The 20,507-nt window shown below is 59.3% G+C and carries 18 protein-coding genes; 8 read left to right on the forward strand and 10 right to left on the reverse strand.

Going from position 1 to position 20,507, the window contains the following annotated elements:
• The first annotated feature begins 122 nt into the window (after window positions 1–122).
• Window positions 123–1,487 (forward strand): formimidoylglutamate deiminase, encoded by a 1,365-nt coding sequence (locus tag ODQ19_RS10065; RefSeq protein ID WP_330209942.1) that lies wholly within the window; start codon window positions 123–125, stop codon window positions 1,485–1,487.
• A 126-nt stretch (window positions 1,488–1,613) separates the two neighbouring features.
• Here the strand turns inward: ODQ19_RS10065 and ODQ19_RS10070 are convergent, their stop codons facing one another.
• The 4 genes from ODQ19_RS10070 to ODQ19_RS10085 form a co-directional block, all read right to left on the reverse strand.
• Window positions 1,614–2,183 (reverse strand): lipocalin family protein, encoded by a 570-nt coding sequence (locus ODQ19_RS10070; RefSeq protein ID WP_116666153.1) that lies wholly within the window; start codon window positions 2,181–2,183, stop codon window positions 1,614–1,616.
• Window positions 2,184–2,213: 30 nt separating this feature from the next.
• Window positions 2,214–2,468 (reverse strand): hypothetical protein, encoded by a 255-nt coding sequence (locus tag ODQ19_RS10075; protein WP_116666152.1) that lies wholly within the window; start codon window positions 2,466–2,468, stop codon window positions 2,214–2,216.
• Between the two features lie 260 nt (window positions 2,469–2,728).
• On the reverse strand, window positions 2,729–3,739 hold the full coding sequence (locus ODQ19_RS10080; RefSeq protein ID WP_003187818.1) for a class 1 fructose-bisphosphatase: 1,011 nt from the start codon (window positions 3,737–3,739) through the stop codon (window positions 2,729–2,731).
• A gap of 262 nt (window positions 3,740–4,001) precedes the next feature.
• Window positions 4,002–6,452 (reverse strand): glycogen/starch/alpha-glucan phosphorylase, encoded by a 2,451-nt coding sequence (locus ODQ19_RS10085; RefSeq protein WP_330209943.1) that lies wholly within the window; start codon window positions 6,450–6,452, stop codon window positions 4,002–4,004.
• 237 nt (window positions 6,453–6,689) lie between these two features.
• Between ODQ19_RS10085 and ODQ19_RS10090 the strand changes: the two genes are divergently transcribed.
• Window positions 6,690–7,124: a YkgJ family cysteine cluster protein gene (locus ODQ19_RS10090; RefSeq protein ID WP_003187815.1), complete on the forward strand. Its 435-nt coding sequence runs from the start codon at window positions 6,690–6,692 to the stop codon at window positions 7,122–7,124.
• Between the two features lie 197 nt (window positions 7,125–7,321).
• Here ODQ19_RS10090 and typA read toward each other — a convergent pair whose 3' ends face one another.
• Together typA and thiI are read right to left on the reverse strand one after the other, a co-directional pair.
• Window positions 7,322–9,142 (reverse strand): translational GTPase TypA, encoded by a 1,821-nt coding sequence (gene typA / locus ODQ19_RS10095; protein WP_014716526.1) that lies wholly within the window; start codon window positions 9,140–9,142, stop codon window positions 7,322–7,324.
• Between the two features lie 139 nt (window positions 9,143–9,281).
• Window positions 9,282–10,736 (reverse strand): tRNA uracil 4-sulfurtransferase ThiI, encoded by a 1,455-nt coding sequence (thiI, locus tag ODQ19_RS10100; protein WP_034125541.1) that lies wholly within the window; start codon window positions 10,734–10,736, stop codon window positions 9,282–9,284.
• A gap of 334 nt (window positions 10,737–11,070) precedes the next feature.
• On the opposite strand from thiI, the gene glnA reads away from it, so the two are divergent.
• The 4 genes from glnA to ntrC all read left to right on the forward strand — a co-directional run bounded on the left by glnA (window position 11,071) and on the right by ntrC (window position 16,092).
• Window positions 11,071–12,477: a type I glutamate--ammonia ligase gene (gene glnA / locus ODQ19_RS10105; protein WP_003187811.1), complete on the forward strand. Its 1,407-nt coding sequence runs from the start codon at window positions 11,071–11,073 to the stop codon at window positions 12,475–12,477.
• A 196-nt stretch (window positions 12,478–12,673) separates the two neighbouring features.
• Window positions 12,674–13,210: a chorismate mutase gene (locus tag ODQ19_RS10110; RefSeq protein ID WP_330209944.1), complete on the forward strand. Its 537-nt coding sequence runs from the start codon at window positions 12,674–12,676 to the stop codon at window positions 13,208–13,210.
• A gap of 363 nt (window positions 13,211–13,573) precedes the next feature.
• Window positions 13,574–14,659, forward strand: a complete 1,086-nt coding sequence (gene glnL / locus ODQ19_RS10115; protein ID WP_014716523.1) for a nitrogen regulation protein NR(II) — start codon at window positions 13,574–13,576, stop codon at window positions 14,657–14,659.
• A complete protein-coding gene (ntrC, locus tag ODQ19_RS10120) occupies window positions 14,656–16,092 on the forward strand; it encodes a nitrogen regulation protein NR(I) (protein ID WP_003187806.1) in 1,437 nt (478 codons plus the stop codon). The genes glnL and ntrC overlap by 4 nt, the downstream gene beginning before the upstream one ends.
• 451 nt (window positions 16,093–16,543) lie before the next feature.
• On the opposite strand, the gene ODQ19_RS10125 is transcribed toward ntrC, so the two are convergent.
• The gene (locus ODQ19_RS10125; protein WP_330209945.1) at window positions 16,544–16,984 is read right to left on the reverse strand and encodes a hypothetical protein; all 441 of its coding nucleotides are present in this window, start codon (window positions 16,982–16,984) and stop codon (window positions 16,544–16,546) included.
• Between ODQ19_RS10125 and ODQ19_RS10130 the strand changes: the two genes are divergently transcribed.
• Window positions 16,983–17,438: a tRNA (cytidine(34)-2'-O)-methyltransferase gene (locus ODQ19_RS10130; protein ID WP_003171120.1), complete on the forward strand. Its 456-nt coding sequence runs from the start codon at window positions 16,983–16,985 to the stop codon at window positions 17,436–17,438. The genes ODQ19_RS10125 and ODQ19_RS10130 overlap by 2 nt on opposite strands.
• A 158-nt stretch (window positions 17,439–17,596) precedes the next feature.
• Here the strand turns inward: ODQ19_RS10130 and secB are convergent, their stop codons facing one another.
• From secB to ODQ19_RS10145, 3 genes are read right to left on the reverse strand one after another with little or no spacing between them, the layout of a single operon-like run.
• Complete coding sequence (gene secB, locus ODQ19_RS10135) at window positions 17,597–18,076, reverse strand: protein-export chaperone SecB (RefSeq protein ID WP_003187799.1); 480 nt, start codon at window positions 18,074–18,076, stop codon at window positions 17,597–17,599.
• A gap of 42 nt (window positions 18,077–18,118) precedes the next feature.
• Window positions 18,119–18,373, reverse strand: coding sequence for a glutaredoxin 3 (gene grxC / locus ODQ19_RS10140; RefSeq protein ID WP_003187797.1), 255 nt, complete (start codon window positions 18,371–18,373; stop codon window positions 18,119–18,121).
• Window position 18,374: 1 nt separating this feature from the next.
• Window positions 18,375–18,788 carry a rhodanese-like domain-containing protein gene (locus tag ODQ19_RS10145; protein ID WP_003187796.1) on the reverse strand — a complete coding sequence of 138 codons (414 nt, stop codon included), beginning with the start codon at window positions 18,786–18,788 and terminating at the stop codon, window positions 18,375–18,377.
• 151 nt (window positions 18,789–18,939) lie between these two features.
• On the opposite strand from ODQ19_RS10145, the gene gpmI reads away from it, so the two are divergent.
• On the forward strand, window positions 18,940–20,466 hold the full coding sequence (gpmI, locus tag ODQ19_RS10150; RefSeq protein WP_330209946.1) for a 2,3-bisphosphoglycerate-independent phosphoglycerate mutase: 1,527 nt from the start codon (window positions 18,940–18,942) through the stop codon (window positions 20,464–20,466).
• Window positions 20,467–20,507 lie beyond the last annotated feature (41 nt).

The following is a 20,507-nucleotide window of genomic DNA, read 5'->3' on the forward strand; positions in this document are numbered from 1 at the left end:
GGCGGAGTCGGCACAGGGAATCCTTGCTGGGGAAAAAGATGCATAGATTGCCGGAGTTTACCGAGCAGGCAAACGTCTGTATATGTATATACAAATAAACACACGACCGGGGTGCCTTGATCATGTCCGCTTTCTTTGCCGAACGCGCACTGCTGCCTAATGGATGGGCCAACGATGTACGTCTTGAAGTCAGCGCCGATGGCCTGCTGACAAAGGTTGAGCCCAATGCCAGTGCAGAAGGTGCTGAACGGCTCAGGGGCCCGGTGTTGGCGGGCATGCCGAACCTGCACTCCCATGCCTTCCAGCGCGCCATGGCGGGCTTGGCCGAAGTGGCCGGCAACCCCAATGACAGCTTCTGGACCTGGCGCGATTTGATGTACCGCATGGTCGGCAAGATCAACCCCGAGCAGTTACAGGTCATCGCCCGCCAGCTGTATATCGAAATGCTCAAGGCCGGCTACACCTCGGTGGCCGAGTTTCATTACGTGCACCACGATCTCAGCGGCCAGCCCTATGCCGACCGTACGGAACTGTCCCGCCAGATCAGCCAGGCAGCCGCCAGCAGCGGGATCGGCCTGACCTTGCTGCCGGTGCTCTACACCCACGCAGGCTTTGGTGGCCAAGCGCCGAATGAAGGCCAGCGACGGTTTATCAACAGCACGGAACACTACCTGGACCTGCAAGCACGCCTGCAGCCCATTCTGGCGGCACAACCGGCGCAGCAACTGGGCCTGTGCTTCCACTCCCTGCGCGCCGTAACCCCCGAACAAATCCATACCGTGCTGGCCGCCAGTGACAAGCGCTGCCCGGTGCATATCCACATCGCCGAACAGCAAAAGGAAGTCGACGACTGCCTGGCCTGGAGCGGTAAGCGCCCGTTGCAGTGGCTGTATGACAATGTCGAAGTGGATGAGCGCTGGTGCCTGGTGCATGCCACCCATGCCGATGCCGATGAAGTCACCCGCATGGCCAACAGCCGAGCAATTGCCGGTTTGTGCCTGACCACGGAGGCCAACCTGGGCGATGGGATTTTTCCGGCGGTGGACTTCCTCGCCCAGGGCGGCCGCATGGGCATTGGTTCCGACAGCCATGTGTCACTGAGCGTGGTGGAAGAACTGCGTTGGCTGGAATACGGCCAGCGCCTGCGCGATCAACGGCGTAATCGGTTGTATCGCAGTGACCAACCGATGGTGGGTCGCACGCTGTTCGATGCTGCGCTGGACGGCGGCGCACAAGCGCTGGGCCAGCCGATTGGTCGACTGCAAGTGGGCAAGCGCGCGGACTGGATAGTGCTGGACGGTAGCGACCCGTACTTGGCGACGGCCAGTGAGGATGGAATTCTCAACCGCTGGCTGTTTGCCGGTGGTGATCGGCAAGTGCGCGATGTACTGGTCAATGGCAAATGGGTGGTGCGAGATGGGCATCATGCTGGCGAAGAAGACAGCAGCCGGGCATTCACCCAGGTCCTGAAGGACTTGCTGAACTAAAGGCCAACCCATAACAAATGTGGGAGCTGGCTTGCTTGCGATACAGACACCTCGGTGCATCAGTTACACCGGGTTGATGCTATCGCAGGCAAGCCAGCTCCCACATTTGATTGATGGCGCTGCGAATTACTGGGACGTCTTCGCCATCTGCTTATCCGACGTACGCCAGATCAAGCGCGTGGTGTCATAGCCTTGCTGTCGCGCCCGGCTCAGCAGGTCTTCGCGGGTATCGGCACTCACCGTCGGCGTGCGCGACAGGATCCACATATAGCGACGGCTCGGGCTGCCGACGAGGGCGGTCTTGTAGTCATCGCTGACATACAGCACCCAGTAGTCGCCCTTGGCAACGCCCGGCAACAGTGATGTAAACCAGTTATTGAATTCCACCCACAGCTTGTCGGTCTTGCCTGGCACCTGCGGCGTAGCCGTGCCTTTGGCCTCTTGCCACTTCCACTCAGGCGTCAGGCAGCGGTTGAACACCGACATGTCACCATCAGGCAGCAAGGTATAGCGGGCTTCGGATTGCGCACAGTTGCGCTGGAAGTACATCGGCAAACGGGCCAACTCATACCAGGTGCCCTGGTAACGCTTGAGGTTGACGTTGCTCGCAGTCTTGGGTTGCAGATCATCGCCAGAATGGCTGGCGCAGCCCGCCAAAAACAGGCTGGCGCAAAGGAACAAAACAAAACGCATCATTCTTCTTCTCCCGCAGGCTCGCGCCCCGGTTTACTTCAGGCCTTGCCCGGAAAACATCAGAACTTTGTCACCGGCGTACTGCACGCTGATAAAGCTGTTTTTATCGCCCCAGGTGCAGCTGGACATGCCCAGTGCGCCGGAACAATCGGTTGGCTTACCCAGCAACGACTCCACCTCGGCCTTGGCCATGCCGGCTGAGAGCTTTTGGTAGTTTTCTTGGTTGACCTTGCTGCAAGCGGCTAAGAGCACGCAAAAAGCCAGCAGGGCGAGACGGCGTATAGACATGGAAAAGCTCCTGGAGAGACAAAGCAGCTGGGGTATCTGCCAGAAGCTTAGAAGGGAAAAGGGGTGTCTGGTTCCCGACGAGCGAAAACAAAAAAGCCCCGAAAACGCTGAAACGTTTCGGGGCTTGCTCACTTCAAAAACTTCACATCTTGAATGCATCTGTGGCGAGGGAGCTTGCTCCCGTTCGGGTACGCAGCGCCCGCATGCTTTTTCGGGCCGCTTCGCAGCCCAACGGGAGCAAGCTCCCTCGCCACACGGGCTTACTTCTTGTGATAGGCCGTCACGCGCTCAACTTCTTCCTTCGAACCCAGGAATACCGCCACCCGCTGGTGCAGGCCTTCAGGCTGAATGTCGAGGATGCGCTGGTGGCCGTCGGTGGACGCACCGCCTGCCTGTTCAACCAAAAACGACATCGGGTTGGCTTCGTACATCAGGCGCAGTTTGCCCGGCTTGGACGGCTCGCGGCTGTCGCGCGGGTACATGAACAGGCCACCACGGGTCAGGATGCGGTGCACGTCGGCAACCATCGCGGCCACCCAGCGCATGTTGAAGTTCTTCTTCAACGGGCCTTCTTCGCCTTCCATCAGTTCGTTGACGTAGCGCTTCACCGGTTCTTCCCAGTGGCGCTGATTGGACATGTTGATGGCAAATTCCTGGGTAGAAGCAGGAATCGAAATGTCTTCGTGGGTGAGTACGAAGCTGCCCATTTCACGGTCCAGGGTGAAGCCTTTGACGCCGTCGCCCAGGGTCAGCACCAGCATGGTCTGTGGGCCGTAGATCGCGTAACCGGCAGCAACCTGCTCGGTGCCTGGCTGCAGGAAGGCCTTTTCGTTCAGGGCTTCGTTCTGGCTCAGGTATTCGTTCGGGCAACGCAGTACCGAGAAGATGGTGCCGACCGGTGCGTTGATATCGATGTTGGACGAACCGTCCAGTGGGTCGAATACCAGCAGGTATGCGCCCTTCGGGTATTTGCCTGGGATCTGGTAGGCATTGTCCATTTCTTCGGACGCCATGCCGGCCAGGTGGCCGCCCCATTCGTTGGCTTCGAGCAGGATTTCGTTGGACAGCACGTCCAGTTTCTTCTGCACTTCGCCCTGCACGTTTTCAGTGCCCATGCTGCCCAGGACACCGCCCAGTGCACCTTTGGAAACGGCGTGGCTGATTTCCTTGCAAGCACGCGCCACCACTTCGATAAGGAAGCGCAGATCGGCAGGCGTGTTGTTGCTGCGGGTCTGCTCGATCAAATAGCGACTCAGGGTAACGCGGGACATGGAAGGCTCCGGAGAATGGGGGGCTGAAAACCCGCGCAGTTTAACGCGAGTCGGGGCTGATTTCCTCTAATCAGAGGATTTAACGCCAATAGAGTTCACGCAACGGAGCAACGACACCTCTGTAGGAGCGAGGGGGACGCCTAGTTCTTGCTCGCGAAAAACTCATAAGCGCCGCGCTCCTTCAGGAGGCAAGCGTTATCGTTGGCGTTCTTCGCGAGCAAGAACTAGGCGTCCCCCTCGCTCCTACAGTGGCATCAGGGGGCTAGTCGAGGGCTTTCCAGATCTCGGTGGCGTACTCCCTGATGGTCCGGTCCGAGCTGAACCAGCCCATGCGCGCGGTATTGAGCACCGCCGAACGCCACCATTCCTTGGAGTCGTGCCAATGCGCCTCGACCCGTGCCTGGGCGTCCCAGTAAGCGTCAAAGTCGGCACACACAAGGAAACGGTCGTAGTCGATCAGCCCATCGATCAGGCCCACATAGCGCCCCGGATCATCCGGCGAGAACACCCCGCCACGGATGGCTTGCAACACGTCGTTCAAGCGATGGGACGCGGCGATGTCCGGCCCGGCGTTGAACTCACCGGCGTGCTTGCGGGCTTCCACCTGCTGGGCACTGAGGCCGAAGATAAACATGTGCTCGGCGCCGACCCGCTCGTGCATCTCCACATTGGCGCCGTCCATGGTGCCGATGGTCAGCGCGCCGTTGAGGCCGAACTTCATGTTGCTGGTACCCGAGGCTTCAAAGCCGGCAGTGGAAATCTGCTCCGACAAGTCCGCCGCCGGAATGATGCTTTCCGCCAGGCTGACGTTGTAGTTGGGCAGGAACACCACTTTGAGCAACCCGCGCACAGTCGGGTCGTTGTTGACGGTACGGGCGATGTCGTTGGTCAGCTTGATGATCAGCTTGGCCTGGTGGTAGCTGGCTGCAGCCTTGCCGGCGAAGATCTTCACCCGCGGCACCCAGTCGGTGCCCGGCTCGGCGCGGATCGCCTGGTACAGCGCCACGGTGTGCAGCAGGTTGAGCAGTTGGCGCTTGTATTCGTGGATGCGCTTGACCTGCACATCGAACATCGCCGCCGGGTTGATTGCGATACCCAGGCGCTCATGGATGATCTGGGCCAGTGCACGCTTGCTGTGCAGGCGCTGTTCAGCGAAGGACTTGCGGAAAGCCTGCTTCTCGGCGAACGGCTCCAATTCGATCAAACGCTGCTCGGGCTGATCGAGAATATCCGGCCCCAGGGCTTCCACCAGCATATCGGTCAGCTTAGGGTTGGCCTGGTACAACCAGCGGCGAAAGGTGATGCCGTTGGTTTTGTTGTTGATGCGCTCGGGATACAGCTTATGCAGCTCGGAGAACACCGTGCTGCGCATCAACTGAGTATGCAGGCCCGATACACCGTTGACGCTATGGGAGCCCAGGAACGCGAGGTTGCCCATGCGCACGCGGCGGCCGTTGTCTTCTTCGATCAGCGAGACGGCGCGCAGTACGTCGAAGTCGTGGATGCCCTTGGCACGCAGCGAGTCGATGTGCTGGGCGTTGATCAGGTAGATGATCTGCATGTGCCGCGGCAGCATGCGTTCCATCAAACCTACCGGCCAGGTTTCCAGCGCCTCGGGAAGCAAGGTGTGGTTCGTGTAGGAAAGGGTCTCGACGGTGACATCCCACGCGGCTTCCCAGGGAATGTCATGCAGGTCGACCAGCTGGCGCATCAACTCGGCCACGGCGATGGACGGGTGGGTGTCGTTGAGCTGGATGGCGGCGTGTTCGCCCAGGCTCAGTACCGACCCGTGCATGTTCTTGTGGCGGCGCAGCAGATCCTGCAAGGACGCCGAAACGAAGAAGTACTCCTGGCGCAGGCGCAGTTCCTGCCCCGCTTCGGTGCTGTCGGCCGGGTAAAGCACGCGAGAGATGCTTTCGGCACGGGCCACTTCGGCGACGGCGCCCAAATGGTCACCGGCATTGAAGCGCTCCAGGTGCAGGTCTTCTACAGCCCGTGCACGCCAAAGGCGCAGGGTGTTGACGCTGGCGCCGCGCCAACCGACGACCGGCGTGTCATAGGCCACGGCACGTACGGTTTCGTTGGGCGACCACACCTGGATCATCTTGCCGGAGGCGTCCGCGACGGTTTCGACGCTGCCGCCAAAGCCGATCGGGTAAATCACTTCGGCGCGTTCGAATTCCCAAGGGTTGCCGAAATCCAGCCAGCGTTCGGTCTGTTCCTGCTGCCAACCGTCGACAATGGCCTGGCGGAACAAGCCGTGTTCATAACGAATGCCGTAACCGTGGCCGGCAACGCCCAGCGTCGACATGCTTTCCATAAAGCATGCCGCCAGACGGCCCAGGCCACCGTTGCCAAGCGCCGCGTCGGGCTCCAGCAGGCGAATGCGCTCCAGATCCACGCCCAGCTCCGACAGTGCTTCGCGAGCGATCTCCAGCACACCCAGGTTGCTCAGGCTGTCGTAGAGCAAGCGGCCGATGAGAAATTCCAGGGACAGGTAATAAACACGCTTCTGGCCTTTGCGATAAATACGCCGCGTGTGGTCCATCCAGTGATCGACCATCTGGTCGCGGGCGGCCAGGGCAATGGCTTCGAACCAGTCATGGTCGAAAGCGTGATCCGGGTCCTTGCCCACCGCGTAGGTGAGTTTGGTCAAGACAGCATCGCGGAATGCGGCTACCTCTGCTTCTCGTGCAAGCGGTTCCTGAGACATCGGTGCGACCTCGGGCGAGATTGAAGGAGTTGCTAGAGCCTAGTCGGTCTGACAGACGGTAGACGTGCTGGTTCGGCAGTTTTTTAACTCATTCACCATGGACTGAATTTGATGCAGGGGTCGTGCCCGATCAGGCCCTGGCCAAACCTTTGAGCTGAAACATGCAAAATATTGTTCAAAAAACCACCAATCCCGGTATGATCGCGCGCCCGGATAACGCCCCACCTTGGAACCTTGATGAAGCCTCAACTGATCGCCGCCGCGGAACTCGACCGTCTAGAGACCTGGCAGAAATACTCCGCCCATATGTGCGGCGGCTGCGTGTCCAGCTGCTGCACGCTGCCGGTGGAGGTGAAGATCAAGGACCTGATCCGCATTGGCATCGTCGATGAGTTCGAGCGCGGCGATCCGCCGAAGAACATCGCCAAGCGTTTGCAGAAAGAAGGCATCGTCGAGCGGTACAACAACAAGTCCGAAATTTTTACCCTGCAGCGCATGAGCAACAACGACTGCCTGTACCTGGATCGTAAGACGCGCTTTTGCACTATTTATGACAAGCGCCCGGATACGTGCCGCAACCACCCGAAAATCGGGCCGCGGCCGGGGTATTGCGCGTATAAGCCCAAGGAAGTGGTGCGCGAGACTAACTTCAAGACCCTCGACAAGTTCTAAGTTTTATTGTTCGGACCACCGCTTTCGCGAGCAAGCCCGCTCCCACACTTGACCGCATCCATCCTGAAAAAACGCGGTCGAATGTGGGAGCGGGCTTGCTCGCGAAGAGGCCGGCACAATCACTACACATTCTGCAGGCATAAAAAAACGCCCCCGGCCTTTCGACCGGGGGCGTTTTTCATTCAGCCTGAGTTAACTCAGTTCTTGGCTTTCTTGGCAGCGCGGGTACGCTCGCCTTCGTCCAGGATCTTCTTACGCAGGCGGATCGACTTAGGCGTGACTTCGCACAGCTCGTCGTCCTGGATGAATTCCAGGGCCTGTTCCAGGGTGAAGCGAACAGGTGGAACCAGAGCGATGGTTTCGTCTTTGCCCGAAGCACGCATGTTGTCGAGCTTCTTGCCTTTGGTTGGGTTGACGCCCATGTCGTTGTCACGGCTGTTCAGACCAACGATCTGGCCGTTGTAGATCTCTTGACCGTGTTCAACGAACAGCTTGCCACGCGCCTGGAGGGTTTCCAGGGAGTAGGTCAGCGCCTTGCCGGTTTCTACCGATACCAGAACACCGTTCTGACGGCCGGACATGTCGCCGGACTTCATGGTGTCGTAGCGATCGAAGATCGAGGTCAGGATGCCAGCACCGTTGGTCAGGGTCAGGAACTGGTTACGGAAACCGATCAGACCACGAGCAGGGATGTTGTATTCCAGACGCACACGGCCTTTGCCATCCGGCACCATGTTGGTCAGGTCGCCCTTACGCAGGCCCATCTCTTCCATGACCTTGCCCTGGGATTCTTCAGGGGTGTCGATGGTGACGTTTTCGAACGGTTCCTGCTTCACGCCGTCGACCTGACGGATGATCACTTCCGGACGACCAACACCCATTTCGAAGCCTTCGCGACGCATGGTTTCGATCAGTACCGAGAGGTGCAGCTCACCACGGCCGGAGACCTTGAACTTGTCAGCCGAGTCGCCTTCTTCAACGCGCAGCGCAACGTTGTACAGCAGCTCTTTGTCCAGACGCTCCTTGATGTTACGGGAGGTCACGAACTTGCCTTCTTTACCGCAGAAAGGCGAGTCGTTTACCTGGAAGGTCATGGAAACGGTTGGCTCGTCAACGGTCAGAGGCTTCATCGCCTCGACGTTGTCCGGCTGGCACAGGGTGTCGGAGATGAACAGCGAGTCCATACCACTTACGCAGACGATGTCGCCAGCGAAAGCTTCTTCAACGTCGATGCGGTGCAGGCCGTGGTGACCCATCAGCTTCAGGATACGACCGTTACGCTTCTTGCCATCGGCGCCGATAGCGACAACCGGGGTGTTCGGCTTGACGCTACCACGAGCGATACGGCCAACGCCGATAACACCCAGGAAGCTGTTGTAGTCCAGTGCCGAGATTTGCATCTGGAACGGGCCTTCACGGTCGACTTTCGGTGCCGGTACGTTGTCGACGATCGACTGGTACAGCGGGGTCATGTCTTCAGCCATGTCGGTGTGGTCAAGACCAGCAATACCGTTCAGGGCCGAGGCGTAGATGACTTGGAAGTCCAGCTGTTCTTCGGTAGCACCCAGGTTGTCGAACAGGTCGAAGATCTGGTCCAGAACCCAGTCCGGACGCGCGCCTGGACGGTCAACCTTGTTGATGCACACGATCGGACGCAGGCCGGCTTCGAAAGCCTTCTTGGTCACGAAACGGGTTTGCGGCATAGGGCCGTCTTGAGCGTCAACCAGCAGCAGAACGGAGTCAACCATCGACATTACGCGTTCTACTTCGCCGCCGAAGTCGGCGTGGCCCGGGGTATCCACGATGTTGATGTGGTAGCCGTTCCAGTTGATAGCGGTGTTTTTTGCCAGGATGGTAATACCGCGCTCTTTTTCCTGGTCGTTGGAGTCCATCACGCGCTCGTCGTTGAGCTCGTTGCGCTCCAGGGTGCCGGATTGACGCAGGAGTTTGTCTACCAGGGTGGTTTTACCATGGTCAACGTGAGCAATGATGGCGATGTTACGTAGATTTTCGATCACTTGTGTATCTCGATCAGAGGATTCGGTGTGCTGACAGGTCGTGGCAGCGATTAACAGTAGAGTCAGGCCTTGCCGTTACAGCTTGACGGCAGAGTCGGGGGGCCGGTGACGCAGGCCACAGGCAAACAGCCCCGGGCTCTTAGCTCGGTCGATAAACGCGCACATTGGCATGCCCCTCACTGAGCAAATGGTGGGCATGCAGGCGACTCATCACGCCTTTGTCGCAATACAACAGGTACTGACGGCTGTTATCCAGTTCCTTGAAACGCGCGTTCAGTGCGTAGAACGGCAGCGTTTGCACGTCGATGCCCGCGATTTCCAGCGGCTCATCTTCGGCGGCATCCGGGTGACGGATGTCGACGACGATCTGGCCGGCCAGGGCTTCGCTGACTTCTTCGATCTGCACATCCTGGCCCAATTCGTCGATCACTCGATCGATTGGCACCAGCTTGGCGTTCTCGAGCGCACGCTCCAGAATCGCCATGTCGAATTCTTTTTCTTCATGCTCCACGCGGTGACGCTTGGCGTGGGTCTTGGGGTTCACCGAAATGACCCCGCAGTATTCAGGCATATGCTTGGCAAAGTCGGCGGTGCCGATTTGCTCGGCCAGGTCGATGATGTCCTGCTTGTGGCTGGCGATCAGCGGGCGCAGCACCAGCTTCTCGGTCACGCAATCAATGATCGACAGGTTCGGCAGCGTCTGGCTGGAAACCTGGGAAATCGCTTCGCCGGTCACCAGGGCGTCGATCTGCAATTGATCGGCGATTCGGGACGCAGCGCGCAACATCATACGCTTCAATACTACGCCCATATGACTGTTATCGACTTTGCCGAGAATTTCGCCCAGCACTTCCTCGAACGGTACGCTAACAAATAGCACGCGTTGGGAGCTGCCGTATTTCTTCCAGATAAAGTGCGCGACTTCCATCACGCCTAATTCGTGTGCCCGCCCGCCCAGGTTGAAGAAGCAGAAGTGGCTCATCAGGCCGCGGCGCATGATCTGGTAGGCCGCCACCGTGGAATCGAAACCGCCGGACATCAATACCAGGGTCTGTTCCAGGGCACCCAGCGGGTAGCCGCCGATGCTGTTGTGCTGGCTGTGGATCACGAACAACCGTTGGTCGCGAATTTCCATGCGCACTTCAATTTGTGGCGCTTTCAGGGAAATTCCAGCGGCACCGCACTCGCGACGCAGCTTGCTGCCGACGTATTTCTCGACATCCATGGAGCTGAACGGGTGCTTGCCGGCACGCTTGCAACGCACCGAAAAAATCTTGCCTTCAAGCGCACTGCCGTAGTGCTGCTTGCACTTTTCGGTGATGTCGTCGAAGTCTCCCAGCGGGTACTCATCCACCTGCAGAAAATGCGCGATGCCCGGCATGCAGCTCAGGCGCTCGGTCATGTCCTTCAAGGCTTTGGCGTCGGTAATGCGGGTTTCCAGCTCGAGGTTGTCCCACACGCCGTTCACCACCACAGCCGGGTCCAGGTCACGGAGCACGGCACGGATGTTCTTGGCCAACTGACGGATGAAACGCGTCCGTACCGGTCGGCTTTTGATGGTGATCTCTGGGAAGACTTTAACGATTAATTTCATGGAAACAGCGCGCGCCGGGCCTGCTGAAAAAGGGGGGCGCGGATTATAGCGGAAATCGCTCAAGGTTTAACCAGTTAATATGCATTGCCTACGCAATGCACCAAAACGGGTCATTTACACAAATAAACGCTACATTGCAGTGCGCGATTTATGCCGTTTTTGCCGATTGCACCGTTATAGGGGCCATTTTGAGGCAAAACGGCCATGTTGGCGCACTGGCATGCAATTTGCTCTCTTGTGAGGCAGGTTGCCTTGGCGGAGTATCCGCGCCGGCATCACCCAAATTCTAAGGGCTAACTCCACTACCCAAGCCCGAAGCCACCCGGAGGACACCATGTCGAAGTCGGTTCAACTCATCAAAGATCATGACGTTAAATGGATTGATCTGCGCTTCACGGACACAAAAGGCACTCAGCACCACGTGACCATGCCGGCTCGCGATGCGCTGGAAGATGACTTCTTCGAAGTCGGCAAGATGTTCGACGGTTCCTCCATCGCCGGCTGGAAAGGCATCGAAGCCTCCGACATGATCCTGCTGCCAGACGACAGCACAGCCGTACTCGACCCGTTCACCGAAGAGCCAACCCTGATCCTGGTGTGCGACATCATCGAGCCTTCGACCATGCAAGGCTATGACCGCGACCCACGCGCCATCGCCCACCGTGCCGAGGAATACCTGAAGTCCACCGGTATCGGCGACACCGCATTCTTCGGCCCTGAGCCAGAGTTCTTCATCTTCGACTCGGTGAAGTTCAAATCCGACATCTCCGGCTCCATGTTCAAGATTTTCTCCGAGCAAGGCTCGTGGATGTCCGACCAGGACGTGGAAGGCGGCAACAAAGGCCACCGTCCAGGTGTGAAAGGCGGCTACTTCCCAGTACCACCGTTCGACTTCGACCATGAAATCCGTACCTCCATGTGCAACGCACTGGAAGAAATGGGCCAGACCGTTGAAGTTCACCACCACGAAGTGGCGACTGCCGGCCAGAACGAAATCGGCGTGAAATTCAACACGCTGGTGAAGAAGGCTGACGAAGTTCAAACCCTGAAATACTGCGTGCACAACGTTGCCGATGCCTATGGCCGCACCGCTACCTTCATGCCTAAGCCGCTGTACGGCGATAACGGCTCGGGCATGCACGTCCACGTATCGATTTCCAAAGACGGCAAGAACACCTTCGCTGGCGAAGGCTATGCCGGCCTGTCCGATACCGCCCTGTATTTCATCGGCGGCATCATCAAGCACGGCAAGGCCCTGAACGGCTTCACCAACCCGTCGACCAACTCCTACAAGCGTCTGGTCCCAGGTTTTGAAGCGCCGGTGATGCTGGCCTACTCGGCACGCAACCGCTCCGCCTCGATCCGTATTCCTTACGTCAACAGCCCTAAAGGCCGTCGTATCGAAGCGCGCTTCCCAGACCCGGCTGCCAACCCTTACCTGGCCTTCGCCGCCCTGATGATGGCCGGCCTGGACGGCATCCAGAACAAGATCCACCCTGGCGATGCCGCCGACAAAAACTTGTACGACCTGCCGCCTGAAGAGGCCAAAGAGATCCCACAAGTGTGCGGCAGTCTGAAAGAAGCCCTGGAAGAGCTGGACAAGGGCCGTGCGTTCCTGACCAAAGGCGGCGTTTTCAGCGACGACTTCATCGACGCTTACATCGCCCTGAAAAGCGAAGAAGAAATCAAAGTACGCACCTTCGTACACCCACTGGAATACGAGCTGTACTACAGCTGCTGATCCGGTAGCGCTGCTAAGGTAGCGTGATGAAAAAGACCTCCTTCGGGAGGTCTTTTTTTGCCTGAGATTATTTACGTCCCCCTCCTGTAGGAGCGAGCTTGCTCGCGAAAAACGCAAAGACACCGCATTTTTTCAACATTGGCGCGTTATCGTTAGCGACCTTCGCGAGCAAGCTCGCTCCTACAGAGGATCGCCCTTGAAACATCGACTTGTATTTGCCCTGCTGTTCATCAGTGCCAGTGCGAGCGCTGCGCCACCTACGCTCGAAGCCCTGCTCAACAGCATCGCCGAACGCCTGGAGATTGCCGACCAGGTAGCACTGAGCAAGTGGGACAGCCACAAGCCCGTGGAGGACAAGAAGCGCGAACAAGAGGTGATCGCCAGCGTCACTGCCCAGGCGCCGAGCTACAAGCTGGACCCGGCCGCTGCCGAGCAGTTCTTCGCCGCGCAGATCGAAGCCAACAAACTGGTGCAATACACCCACCTGTCCGATTGGCAGTTCCAGGGCAAAGCGCCCGACGACCCGCGCCCGGACTTGGTCCAGCAGATCCGCCCGCAATTGGACGAGCTGCAAAAAAGGCTACTGCAGCAGCTGGCCGACTTCACGCCCCTGCGCACAGACCCTAATTGCCCCCAATGGCTGGCCGAGGCCGTGCACGAACCACTGAATGATCCGCTGCGCCAACTGGCGATGATCCGCGCCACCGCCGAGCTTTGCATCTATAAAGGTTAAAAGGACTGCAAATCCAATTAAAAATGTGGGAGCTGGCTTGCCTGCGATAACAGTGTTGAATGCACCACAGCTATCGCAGGCAAGCCAACTCCCACACTGACTGCGATTCGCCTTTAATCTTCACTAGCTGAACAACCTTCACAAAACCGCACTATATTGGTGCGATAGCCTGCACCCTTCTCAATTGCCCAGCCCATTTTGGTTCGAAACTTCCCGTTCAAGCTGGCAGAACGCCACAGTTTCGCGCCTGAATCCCCTATTTCAGGGCATTAGCGCTTCTTTTCGGAGCCTTGGTTTGGTTTTTGCATTTTCCTTGTATCAGCGTGTGCCTCAAGCCCGCGCCTTGCTCCAAAAGAGGTCCCGATGACCATCAGCGATGCACTGCACCGTTTGTTACTCGACAACCTGACCACCGCGACCATCCTGCTCAATGCCGACCTGCGCCTTGAGTACATGAACCCGGCGGCGGAGATGCTCCTGGCGATCAGCGGCCAGCGTAGCCATGGGCAGTTCATCAGCGAATTGTTCACCGAGTCGGCCGAAGCCTTGAGCTCGTTGCGCCAGGCCGTGGAGCAGGCACACCCGTTCACCAAGCGCGAAGCGATGCTCACCGCGCTGACCGGGCAAACGTTGACCGTCGACTACGCCGTGACCCCGATCCTGAGCAATGGCGCGACCCTGCTGCTGCTCGAAGTCCACCCCCGCGACCGCCTGCTGCGCATCACCAAGGAGGAAGCGCAGTTGTCCAAGCAGGAAACCAGCAAGATGCTGGTGCGCGGCCTCGCCCACGAGATCAAGAACCCACTGGGCGGCATTCGCGGCGCGGCGCAGTTGTTGTCCCGCGAGCTGCCGGACGAGCACCTCAAGGACTACACCAACGTCATCATCGAAGAAGCCGACCGCCTGCGTAACCTGGTGGACCGCATGCTTGGCTCCAACAAGCTGCCGTCCCTGGCGATGACCAACGTGCATGAGGTGCTGGAGCGCGTCTGCCAACTGGTCGAGGCCGAAAGCCAGGGCTGCATCACCTTGGTGCGCGACTACGACCCAAGCATTCCCGACGTGTTGATCGACCGCGAACAGATGATCCAGGCGGTACTCAACATCGTGCGCAACGCCATGCAGGCCATCAGCAGCCAGAACGAGCTGCGCCTGGGCCGCATCAGCCTGCGCACCCGCGCCCTGCGCCAGTTCACCATCGGCCATGTGCGCCATCGCCTGGTGACCAAGGTCGAGATCATCGACAACGGCCCCGGCATTCCTGCGGAGCTGCAGGAAACCATCTTCTTTCCCATGGTCAGCGGCCGCCCGGACGGTACCGGGCTGGGCCTGGCCATTACCCAGAACATCATCAGCCAGCATCAGGGCCTGATCGAATGTGAGAGCCATCCTGGCCACACCACGTTCTCGATCTTCCTGCCATTGGAACAAGGAGCCCCCACGACATGAGCCGTAGTGAAACTGTCTGGATCGTCGACGACGACCGTTCTATCCGCTGGGTCCTCGAAAAAGCCTTACAACAGGAAGGCATGACTACCCAGAGCTTCGACAGCGCCGATGGGGTGATGAGCCGCCTGGCACGCCAGCAGCCAGACGTGATCATTTCCGATATTCGCATGCCTGGGGCCAGTGGCCTGGACTTGCTGGCGCGCATTCGCGAGCAGCACCCGCGCTTGCCGGTGATCATCATGACCGCCCACTCGGACCTGGACAGCGCTGTCGCGTCCTACCAGGGCGGTGCCTTTGAATACCTGCCCAAGCCATTCGATGTGGATGAAGCGGTGGCGCTGGTCAAGCGCGCCAACCAGCACGCCCAGGAACAACAGAACCAGGAAGCCCCGCCGACCCTGACCCGCACCCCGGAAATCATCGGGGAAGCGCCGGCGATGCAGGAAGTGTTTCGCGCCATCGGGCGCTTGAGCCATTCCAACATCACCGTGCTGATCAACGGCGAATCGGGGACCGGTAAAGAACTGGTGGCCCACGCCCTGCACCGCCACAGTCCGCGGGCGGCTTCGCCGTTCATCGCACTGAATATGGCGGCAATTCCCAAGGACCTGATGGAGTCCGAGTTGTTCGGCCATGAGAAAGGCGCATTCACCGGCGCGGCCAACCTGCGTCGCGGACGCTTTGAACAGGCGGACGGTGGCACGCTGTTCCTCGATGAAATCGGCGACATGCCGGCCGATACCCAGACTCGCTTGCTGCGCGTGCTGGCTGACGGCGAGTTCTACCGTGTGGGTGGGCATACGCCGGTCAAGGTGGATGTGCGCATCATCGCGGCCACCCACCAGAACCTGGAAACACTGGTGCATGCGGGTAAATTCCGTGAGGACTTGTTCCACCGCCTCAACGTGATCCGCATCCACATCCCGCGAATGTCGGACCGTCGCGAAGATATCCCTACCCTCGCCCGCCATTTCCTCAGCCGCGCCGCCCTGGAGCTGGCCGTCGAGCCCAAGCTGCTCAAAAGCGAGACCGAGGAATACCTCAAGAACCTGCCGTGGCCCGGCAACGTGCGCCAACTAGAGAACACCTGCCGCTGGATCACCGTGATGGCTTCCGGGCGCGAAGTGCACATCAGCGACCTGCCGCCGGAGCTGCTGAGCCTGCCGCAGGACTCGGCTCCCGTGACCAACTGGGAACAAGCGCTGCGCCAATGGGCGGACCAGGCCTTGGCACGCGGCCAGTCGAACCTGCTGGACAGTGCCGTGCCGGCGTTCGAGCGGATCATGATCGAGACCGCGCTCAAACACACCGCCGGCCGCCGCCGCGATGCCGCCGTGCTGCTGGGGTGGGGGCGCAATACCCTGACGCGCAAGATCAAGGAATTGGGGATGAAGGTAGATGGTGGGGATGATGATGAGGGTGATGAGGCCTGATCACATTCCCCAAACCCACTGAAGATCCAAGGTGGGAGCGGGCTTGCTCGCGAATGCAGTGTGTCAGTCGCCGGATGTATTGGCTGGCCCACCGCCTTCGCGAGCAAGCCCGCTCCCACATTTGGATTTTCATAAAGCTCGAGTTTGTGCACCGCTTCAATGCACTATGAACCGGCATTGAGCACAGACCCGAAACCTCACAGATCGCTTTCGCTACGAAGTTCTTAACCGTAGAAACAAGCAAAGCCCCGTATTCCGGGGCCTTGCGCTTTTTGGCATTTTTTTCAAGCAGCAATTGCAAGTTCTGGCACGCCCCCTGCAATACCCCTTGTACTACCCAGTTTCGGGGACCTTGGTACAGGCAGGCCGAGAATCCCCTCTTTAACACCGAAGTCTTAGGCTTCACCCCGTTTTGGGAGCCCTGGTACAGGCAGGCCGGGAACTCCCTCTTTTATTGCTCTTGGAGATGGATCTCCAGCCGCCAGCGGCCATCGACCTCTGCACCGCTCCACTCCCCACGTAACGGCCGGGCCGCTACCAGGTTCAGCAGCAAGCCAGCATCGGTCTTGCGTATGCGCCAATTCACGTCCTTACCGTTGACCTTGAGCTGCCCGCTGGCAGCCTTGCCCTGGGCGTCAAACAGCAGCGCCACAGTGCCGTCGATATGCTCGCCGTGCAGCTTGGGTTCGTTGTTGAACCACACCACCAAACCCTCCGCCGCAGGTTCTACCTGTTGCAGCTCAAGCGACTCGGGGGTGGTCAAGCGACCGATCATCAAGCCAATCATCAAGCCGACAATCACCAATGAGCCCAACACCCTCGGCAATAGCTTCGGTCTCGGGTCGTCTTCAGGGGTAGAATGCAGCGCATCTTTGCCTTCGGAGCCGTGCATGTTTCACGTCATCCTTTTTCAACCAGAAATTCCGCCGAATACCGGCAACGTTATCAGGCTGTGCGCCAACAGTGGCTGCCACCTGCATTTGATCGAGCCGTTGGGCTTTGACATGGACGACAAGCGCCTGCGCCGGGCCGGGCTGGACTACCACGAGTACGCCACCCTCAAGCGCCATGCCGACCTCGCCAGCTGCCTGGAGAGCCTGGGCCACCCACGGCTGTTCGCGTTCACCACCAAGGGCTCGCGGCCGTTTCATGATGCCAGCTTTGCCGAGGGCGACGCGTTCCTGTTCGGCCCGGAGAGCCGAGGCCTGCCGGCCGAGGTGCTTGACGCATTGCCCGATGGCCATCGCCTGCGCTTGCCGATGCGTGAAGGCTGCCGCAGCCTGAACCTGTCCAACACCGTGGCCGTCGCCGTCTATGAAGGCTGGCGCCAGCTGGGCTTCAAGTAACACGCAAAACAAATGTGGGAGGGGACTTGTGTGGGAGCCGGGCTTGCCCGCGATGCAGGCACCTCGGTATGTCTGTCACACCGCAGTGATGCTATCGCAGGCAAGCCAGCTCCCACACAAGCCCGCTCCCACATTTTTGATCGGCGCCGTTCAATAAATCATTGAACGGTTGGCGCGCCTTCTTGTTGCATGCGCTGCAGCTCTTGGGCGTACAGGGCATCGAAGTTCACCGGAGCCAGCATCAGGGCCGGGAACGAGCCACGGGTAACCAGGCTGTCCAGGGTCTCACGGGCATACGGGAACAGGATGTTCGGGCAGAACGCGCCCAGGGTGTGGCTCATGGACGCTTCGTCCAGGCCCTGGATCAGGAAGATACCGGCCTGTTGCACTTCAGCGATAAAAGCGACTTCTTCACCATTTTTGACGGTGACCGACAAGGTCAGCACGACTTCGTGGAAGTCACCTTCCAGGGATTTCTGACGGGTGTTCAGGTCCAGCGCAACGCTTGGGGTCCATTCCTGACGGAAGATTGCCGGGCTTTTTGGCGCTTCGAACGACAGGTCACGCACGTAGATCCGCTGCAGCGAGAACTGTGGGCCTTGGTCTTGCGCTGCTTCGGTGTTCTGTTGATCAGTCATCGCAGATCCTTCTTTATCTTGGGGTTCTTAAGGGTTTAGGAGTCAGACGGACAGCAGCGCATCAAGTTTACCGGCGCGCTCCAGGGCAAACAGGTCGTCGCAACCACCGATGTGCCGGGTGCCGATCCAGATCTGCGGGACCGACGTGCGGCCAGCCTTCTGGGCCATTTCGGCGCGCACCTGAGGCTTGCCATCGACCTTGATCTCTTCGAAGGCAACGCCCTTTTTCTCAAGCAAAGCCTTGGCCCGCATGCAGTAAGGGCACCAATCGCTGGAATACACGACAACCTGGCTCATATCACTTCACCAACGGCAGGTTATCGCCACGCCAGCTGCTGATACCACCCGACAGCTTGGCGGCGGTGAAGCCGGTCTTGAGCATCTCGCGGGCGTGGGTGCCCGAGTGCTGGCCTTGGGCGTCGACCAGGATAATGGTCTTGGCCTTGTATTTTTCCAGCTCGGCCAAGCGCGCGATCAGCTTGTCCTGAGGAATGTTCAGGGCGCCAACGATATGGCCGGCGGCATAATCCTTGGCCGGGCGAATATCGACGACGACGGCCTCATCCTTGTTGACCAGCGCGGTCAGCTCCGACGTGCTCAGGCTGCGACCACCGCGGCTCAGTTCATGAGCGATCAGCAGCGCCAGCAGGATGACGAAGGCACCCACGAGCAGGTAGTGGGCAGTGGCAAATGCAATCAGGTGATCAACCATCAAGGAGGTTCCAGGGCGTTAAAATGGCGGTAAGTATACACAGCCGCCAGGGGGGGCCAACCCCCGTAAAGCGGTGACGTGGTTGGAACTTCGCTTTAAACTGCCACTCCCTTTTCAATTGTCTTCCTTTATTAGCGCCGCGAGAGGATCTATGACTACCACGCCTAAACCTTTGGTCCTGATAATTCTCGATGGCTTCGGACACAGTGAAAGCCACCACGACAACGCGGTGTACTCGGCCAACAAGCCAGTACTGGACCGCCTGACCGCCACCGTGCCCAACGGCTTGATCTCAGGTTCCGGCATGGACGTGGGCCTGCCGGACGGCCAGATGGGCAACTCGGAAGTCGGCCACATGAACCTTGGCGCCGGACGAGTGGTGTACCAGGACTTCACCCGTGTCACCAAGGCGATCCGCGACGGCGAGTTCTTCGAGAACCCGACCATCTGCGCTGCGGTCGATAAAGCCGTTGCCGCCGGCAAAGCCGTGCACTTCATGGGCCTGTTGTCGGACGGCGGCGTACACAGCCATCAGGATCACTTGGTCGCCATGGCCGAACTGGCGTTCAAGCGCGGCGCTGACAAAATCTATCTGCACGCCTTCCTCGACGGCCGCGACACACCGCCCAAAAGCGCGCAATCCTCCATCGAGCTGCTGGACACCACCTTCGCCGCCCTGGGCAAGGGCCGCATCGCCAGCCTGGTGGGCCGCTACTTTGCCATGGACCGTGACAACCGTTGGGACCGTGTCGCCCAGGCCTACAACCTGATCGTCGATGGCCAGGCCGAATTCAACGCCGCCACCGCCCAGGAAGGCCTGGAAGCGGCCTACGCCCGTGGCGAAAGCGATGAATTCGTCAAAGCCACCACCATCGGCGAGCCGGTGAAGGTCGAAGACGGCGACGCCATGGTGTTCATGAACTTCCGCGCCGACCGTGCCCGTGAGCTGAGCCATGTGTTTGTCGATGAAGGTTTCAAGGACTTCGAGCGCGCACGCCAGCCAAAGGTCGAGTTCGTCATGCTTACCCAATACGCCGCCAACATCCCGGCACCGTCGGCATTCGCCCCGGGCAGCCTGGAGAACGTGCTGGGCGACTACCTGGCCAAGAACGGCAAGACCCAGCTGCGCATCGCCGAAACCGAGAAATACGCCCACGTGACGTTCTTCTTCTCCGGTGGCCGCGAAGAGCCGTTCCCCGGCGAAGAGCGCATTCTGATCCCGTCACCAAAAGTCGCCACCTACGACCTGCAGCCGGAAATGAGCGCGCCGGAAGTCACCGACAAGATCGTCGATGCCATTGATAACCAGCGTTATGACGTGATCGTGGTCAACTACGCCAACGGCGACATGGTTGGCCATAGTGGCAACCTGGAAGCGGCGGTCAAGGCCGTGGAATGCCTGGATAAATGTGTTGGCCGCATCGTCGACGCGCTGGACAAAGTCGGTGGCGAAGCACTGATCACCGCCGACCATGGCAATTGCGAGCAGATGTCCGACGAATCCACTGGTCAGGCTCACACAGCCCACACCACCGAGCCGGTGCCGTTCATCTACGTTGGCAAGCGCGACTTCAAAGTGCGTAATGGCGGCGTACTGGCGGATGTGGCGCCGACCATGCTGATGCTGATGGGGCTGGAAAAGCCTGAAGAGATGACCGGGACCTCGATCCTGGTCTGACACCCTCATCACTGCAAAACCCTGTGGGAGCGGGCTTGCTC

It is taken from the genome of Pseudomonas sp. AM4(2022) (assembly GCF_036346515.1).
GTDB classification, from domain to species: Bacteria; Pseudomonadota; Gammaproteobacteria; order Pseudomonadales; family Pseudomonadaceae; genus Aquipseudomonas; species Aquipseudomonas paracarnis.

Excerpts from the sequence above, each read along its gene's own strand:
- ODQ19_RS10065 (WP_330209942.1), top strand. The coding sequence starts at position 123 with ATGTCCGCTTTCTTTGCCGAACGCGCACTGCTGCCTAATGGATGGGCC.
- ODQ19_RS10070 (WP_116666153.1), bottom strand. The coding sequence starts at position 2,183 with ATGATGCGTTTTGTTTTGTTCCTTTGCGCCAGCCTGTTTTTGGCGGGC.
- ODQ19_RS10075 (WP_116666152.1), bottom strand. The coding sequence starts at position 2,468 with ATGTCTATACGCCGTCTCGCCCTGCTGGCTTTTTGCGTGCTCTTAGCC.
- ODQ19_RS10080 (WP_003187818.1), bottom strand. The coding sequence starts at position 3,739 with ATGTCCCGCGTTACCCTGAGTCGCTATTTGATCGAGCAGACCCGCAGC.
- ODQ19_RS10085 (WP_330209943.1), bottom strand. The coding sequence starts at position 6,452 with ATGTCTCAGGAACCGCTTGCACGAGAAGCAGAGGTAGCCGCATTCCGC.
- ODQ19_RS10090 (WP_003187815.1), top strand. The coding sequence starts at position 6,690 with ATGAAGCCTCAACTGATCGCCGCCGCGGAACTCGACCGTCTAGAGACC.
- thiI (WP_034125541.1), bottom strand. The coding sequence starts at position 10,736 with ATGAAATTAATCGTTAAAGTCTTCCCAGAGATCACCATCAAAAGCCGA.
- glnA (WP_003187811.1), top strand. The coding sequence starts at position 11,071 with ATGTCGAAGTCGGTTCAACTCATCAAAGATCATGACGTTAAATGGATT.
- glnL (WP_014716523.1), top strand. The coding sequence starts at position 13,574 with ATGACCATCAGCGATGCACTGCACCGTTTGTTACTCGACAACCTGACC.
- ntrC (WP_003187806.1), top strand. The coding sequence starts at position 14,656 with ATGAGCCGTAGTGAAACTGTCTGGATCGTCGACGACGACCGTTCTATC.
- ODQ19_RS10130 (WP_003171120.1), top strand. The coding sequence starts at position 16,983 with ATGTTTCACGTCATCCTTTTTCAACCAGAAATTCCGCCGAATACCGGC.
- ODQ19_RS10125 (WP_330209945.1), bottom strand. The coding sequence starts at position 16,984 with ATGCACGGCTCCGAAGGCAAAGATGCGCTGCATTCTACCCCTGAAGAC.
- secB (WP_003187799.1), bottom strand. The coding sequence starts at position 18,076 with ATGACTGATCAACAGAACACCGAAGCAGCGCAAGACCAAGGCCCACAG.
- grxC (WP_003187797.1), bottom strand. The coding sequence starts at position 18,373 with ATGAGCCAGGTTGTCGTGTATTCCAGCGATTGGTGCCCTTACTGCATG.
- ODQ19_RS10145 (WP_003187796.1), bottom strand. The coding sequence starts at position 18,788 with ATGGTTGATCACCTGATTGCATTTGCCACTGCCCACTACCTGCTCGTG.
- gpmI (WP_330209946.1), top strand. The coding sequence starts at position 18,940 with ATGACTACCACGCCTAAACCTTTGGTCCTGATAATTCTCGATGGCTTC.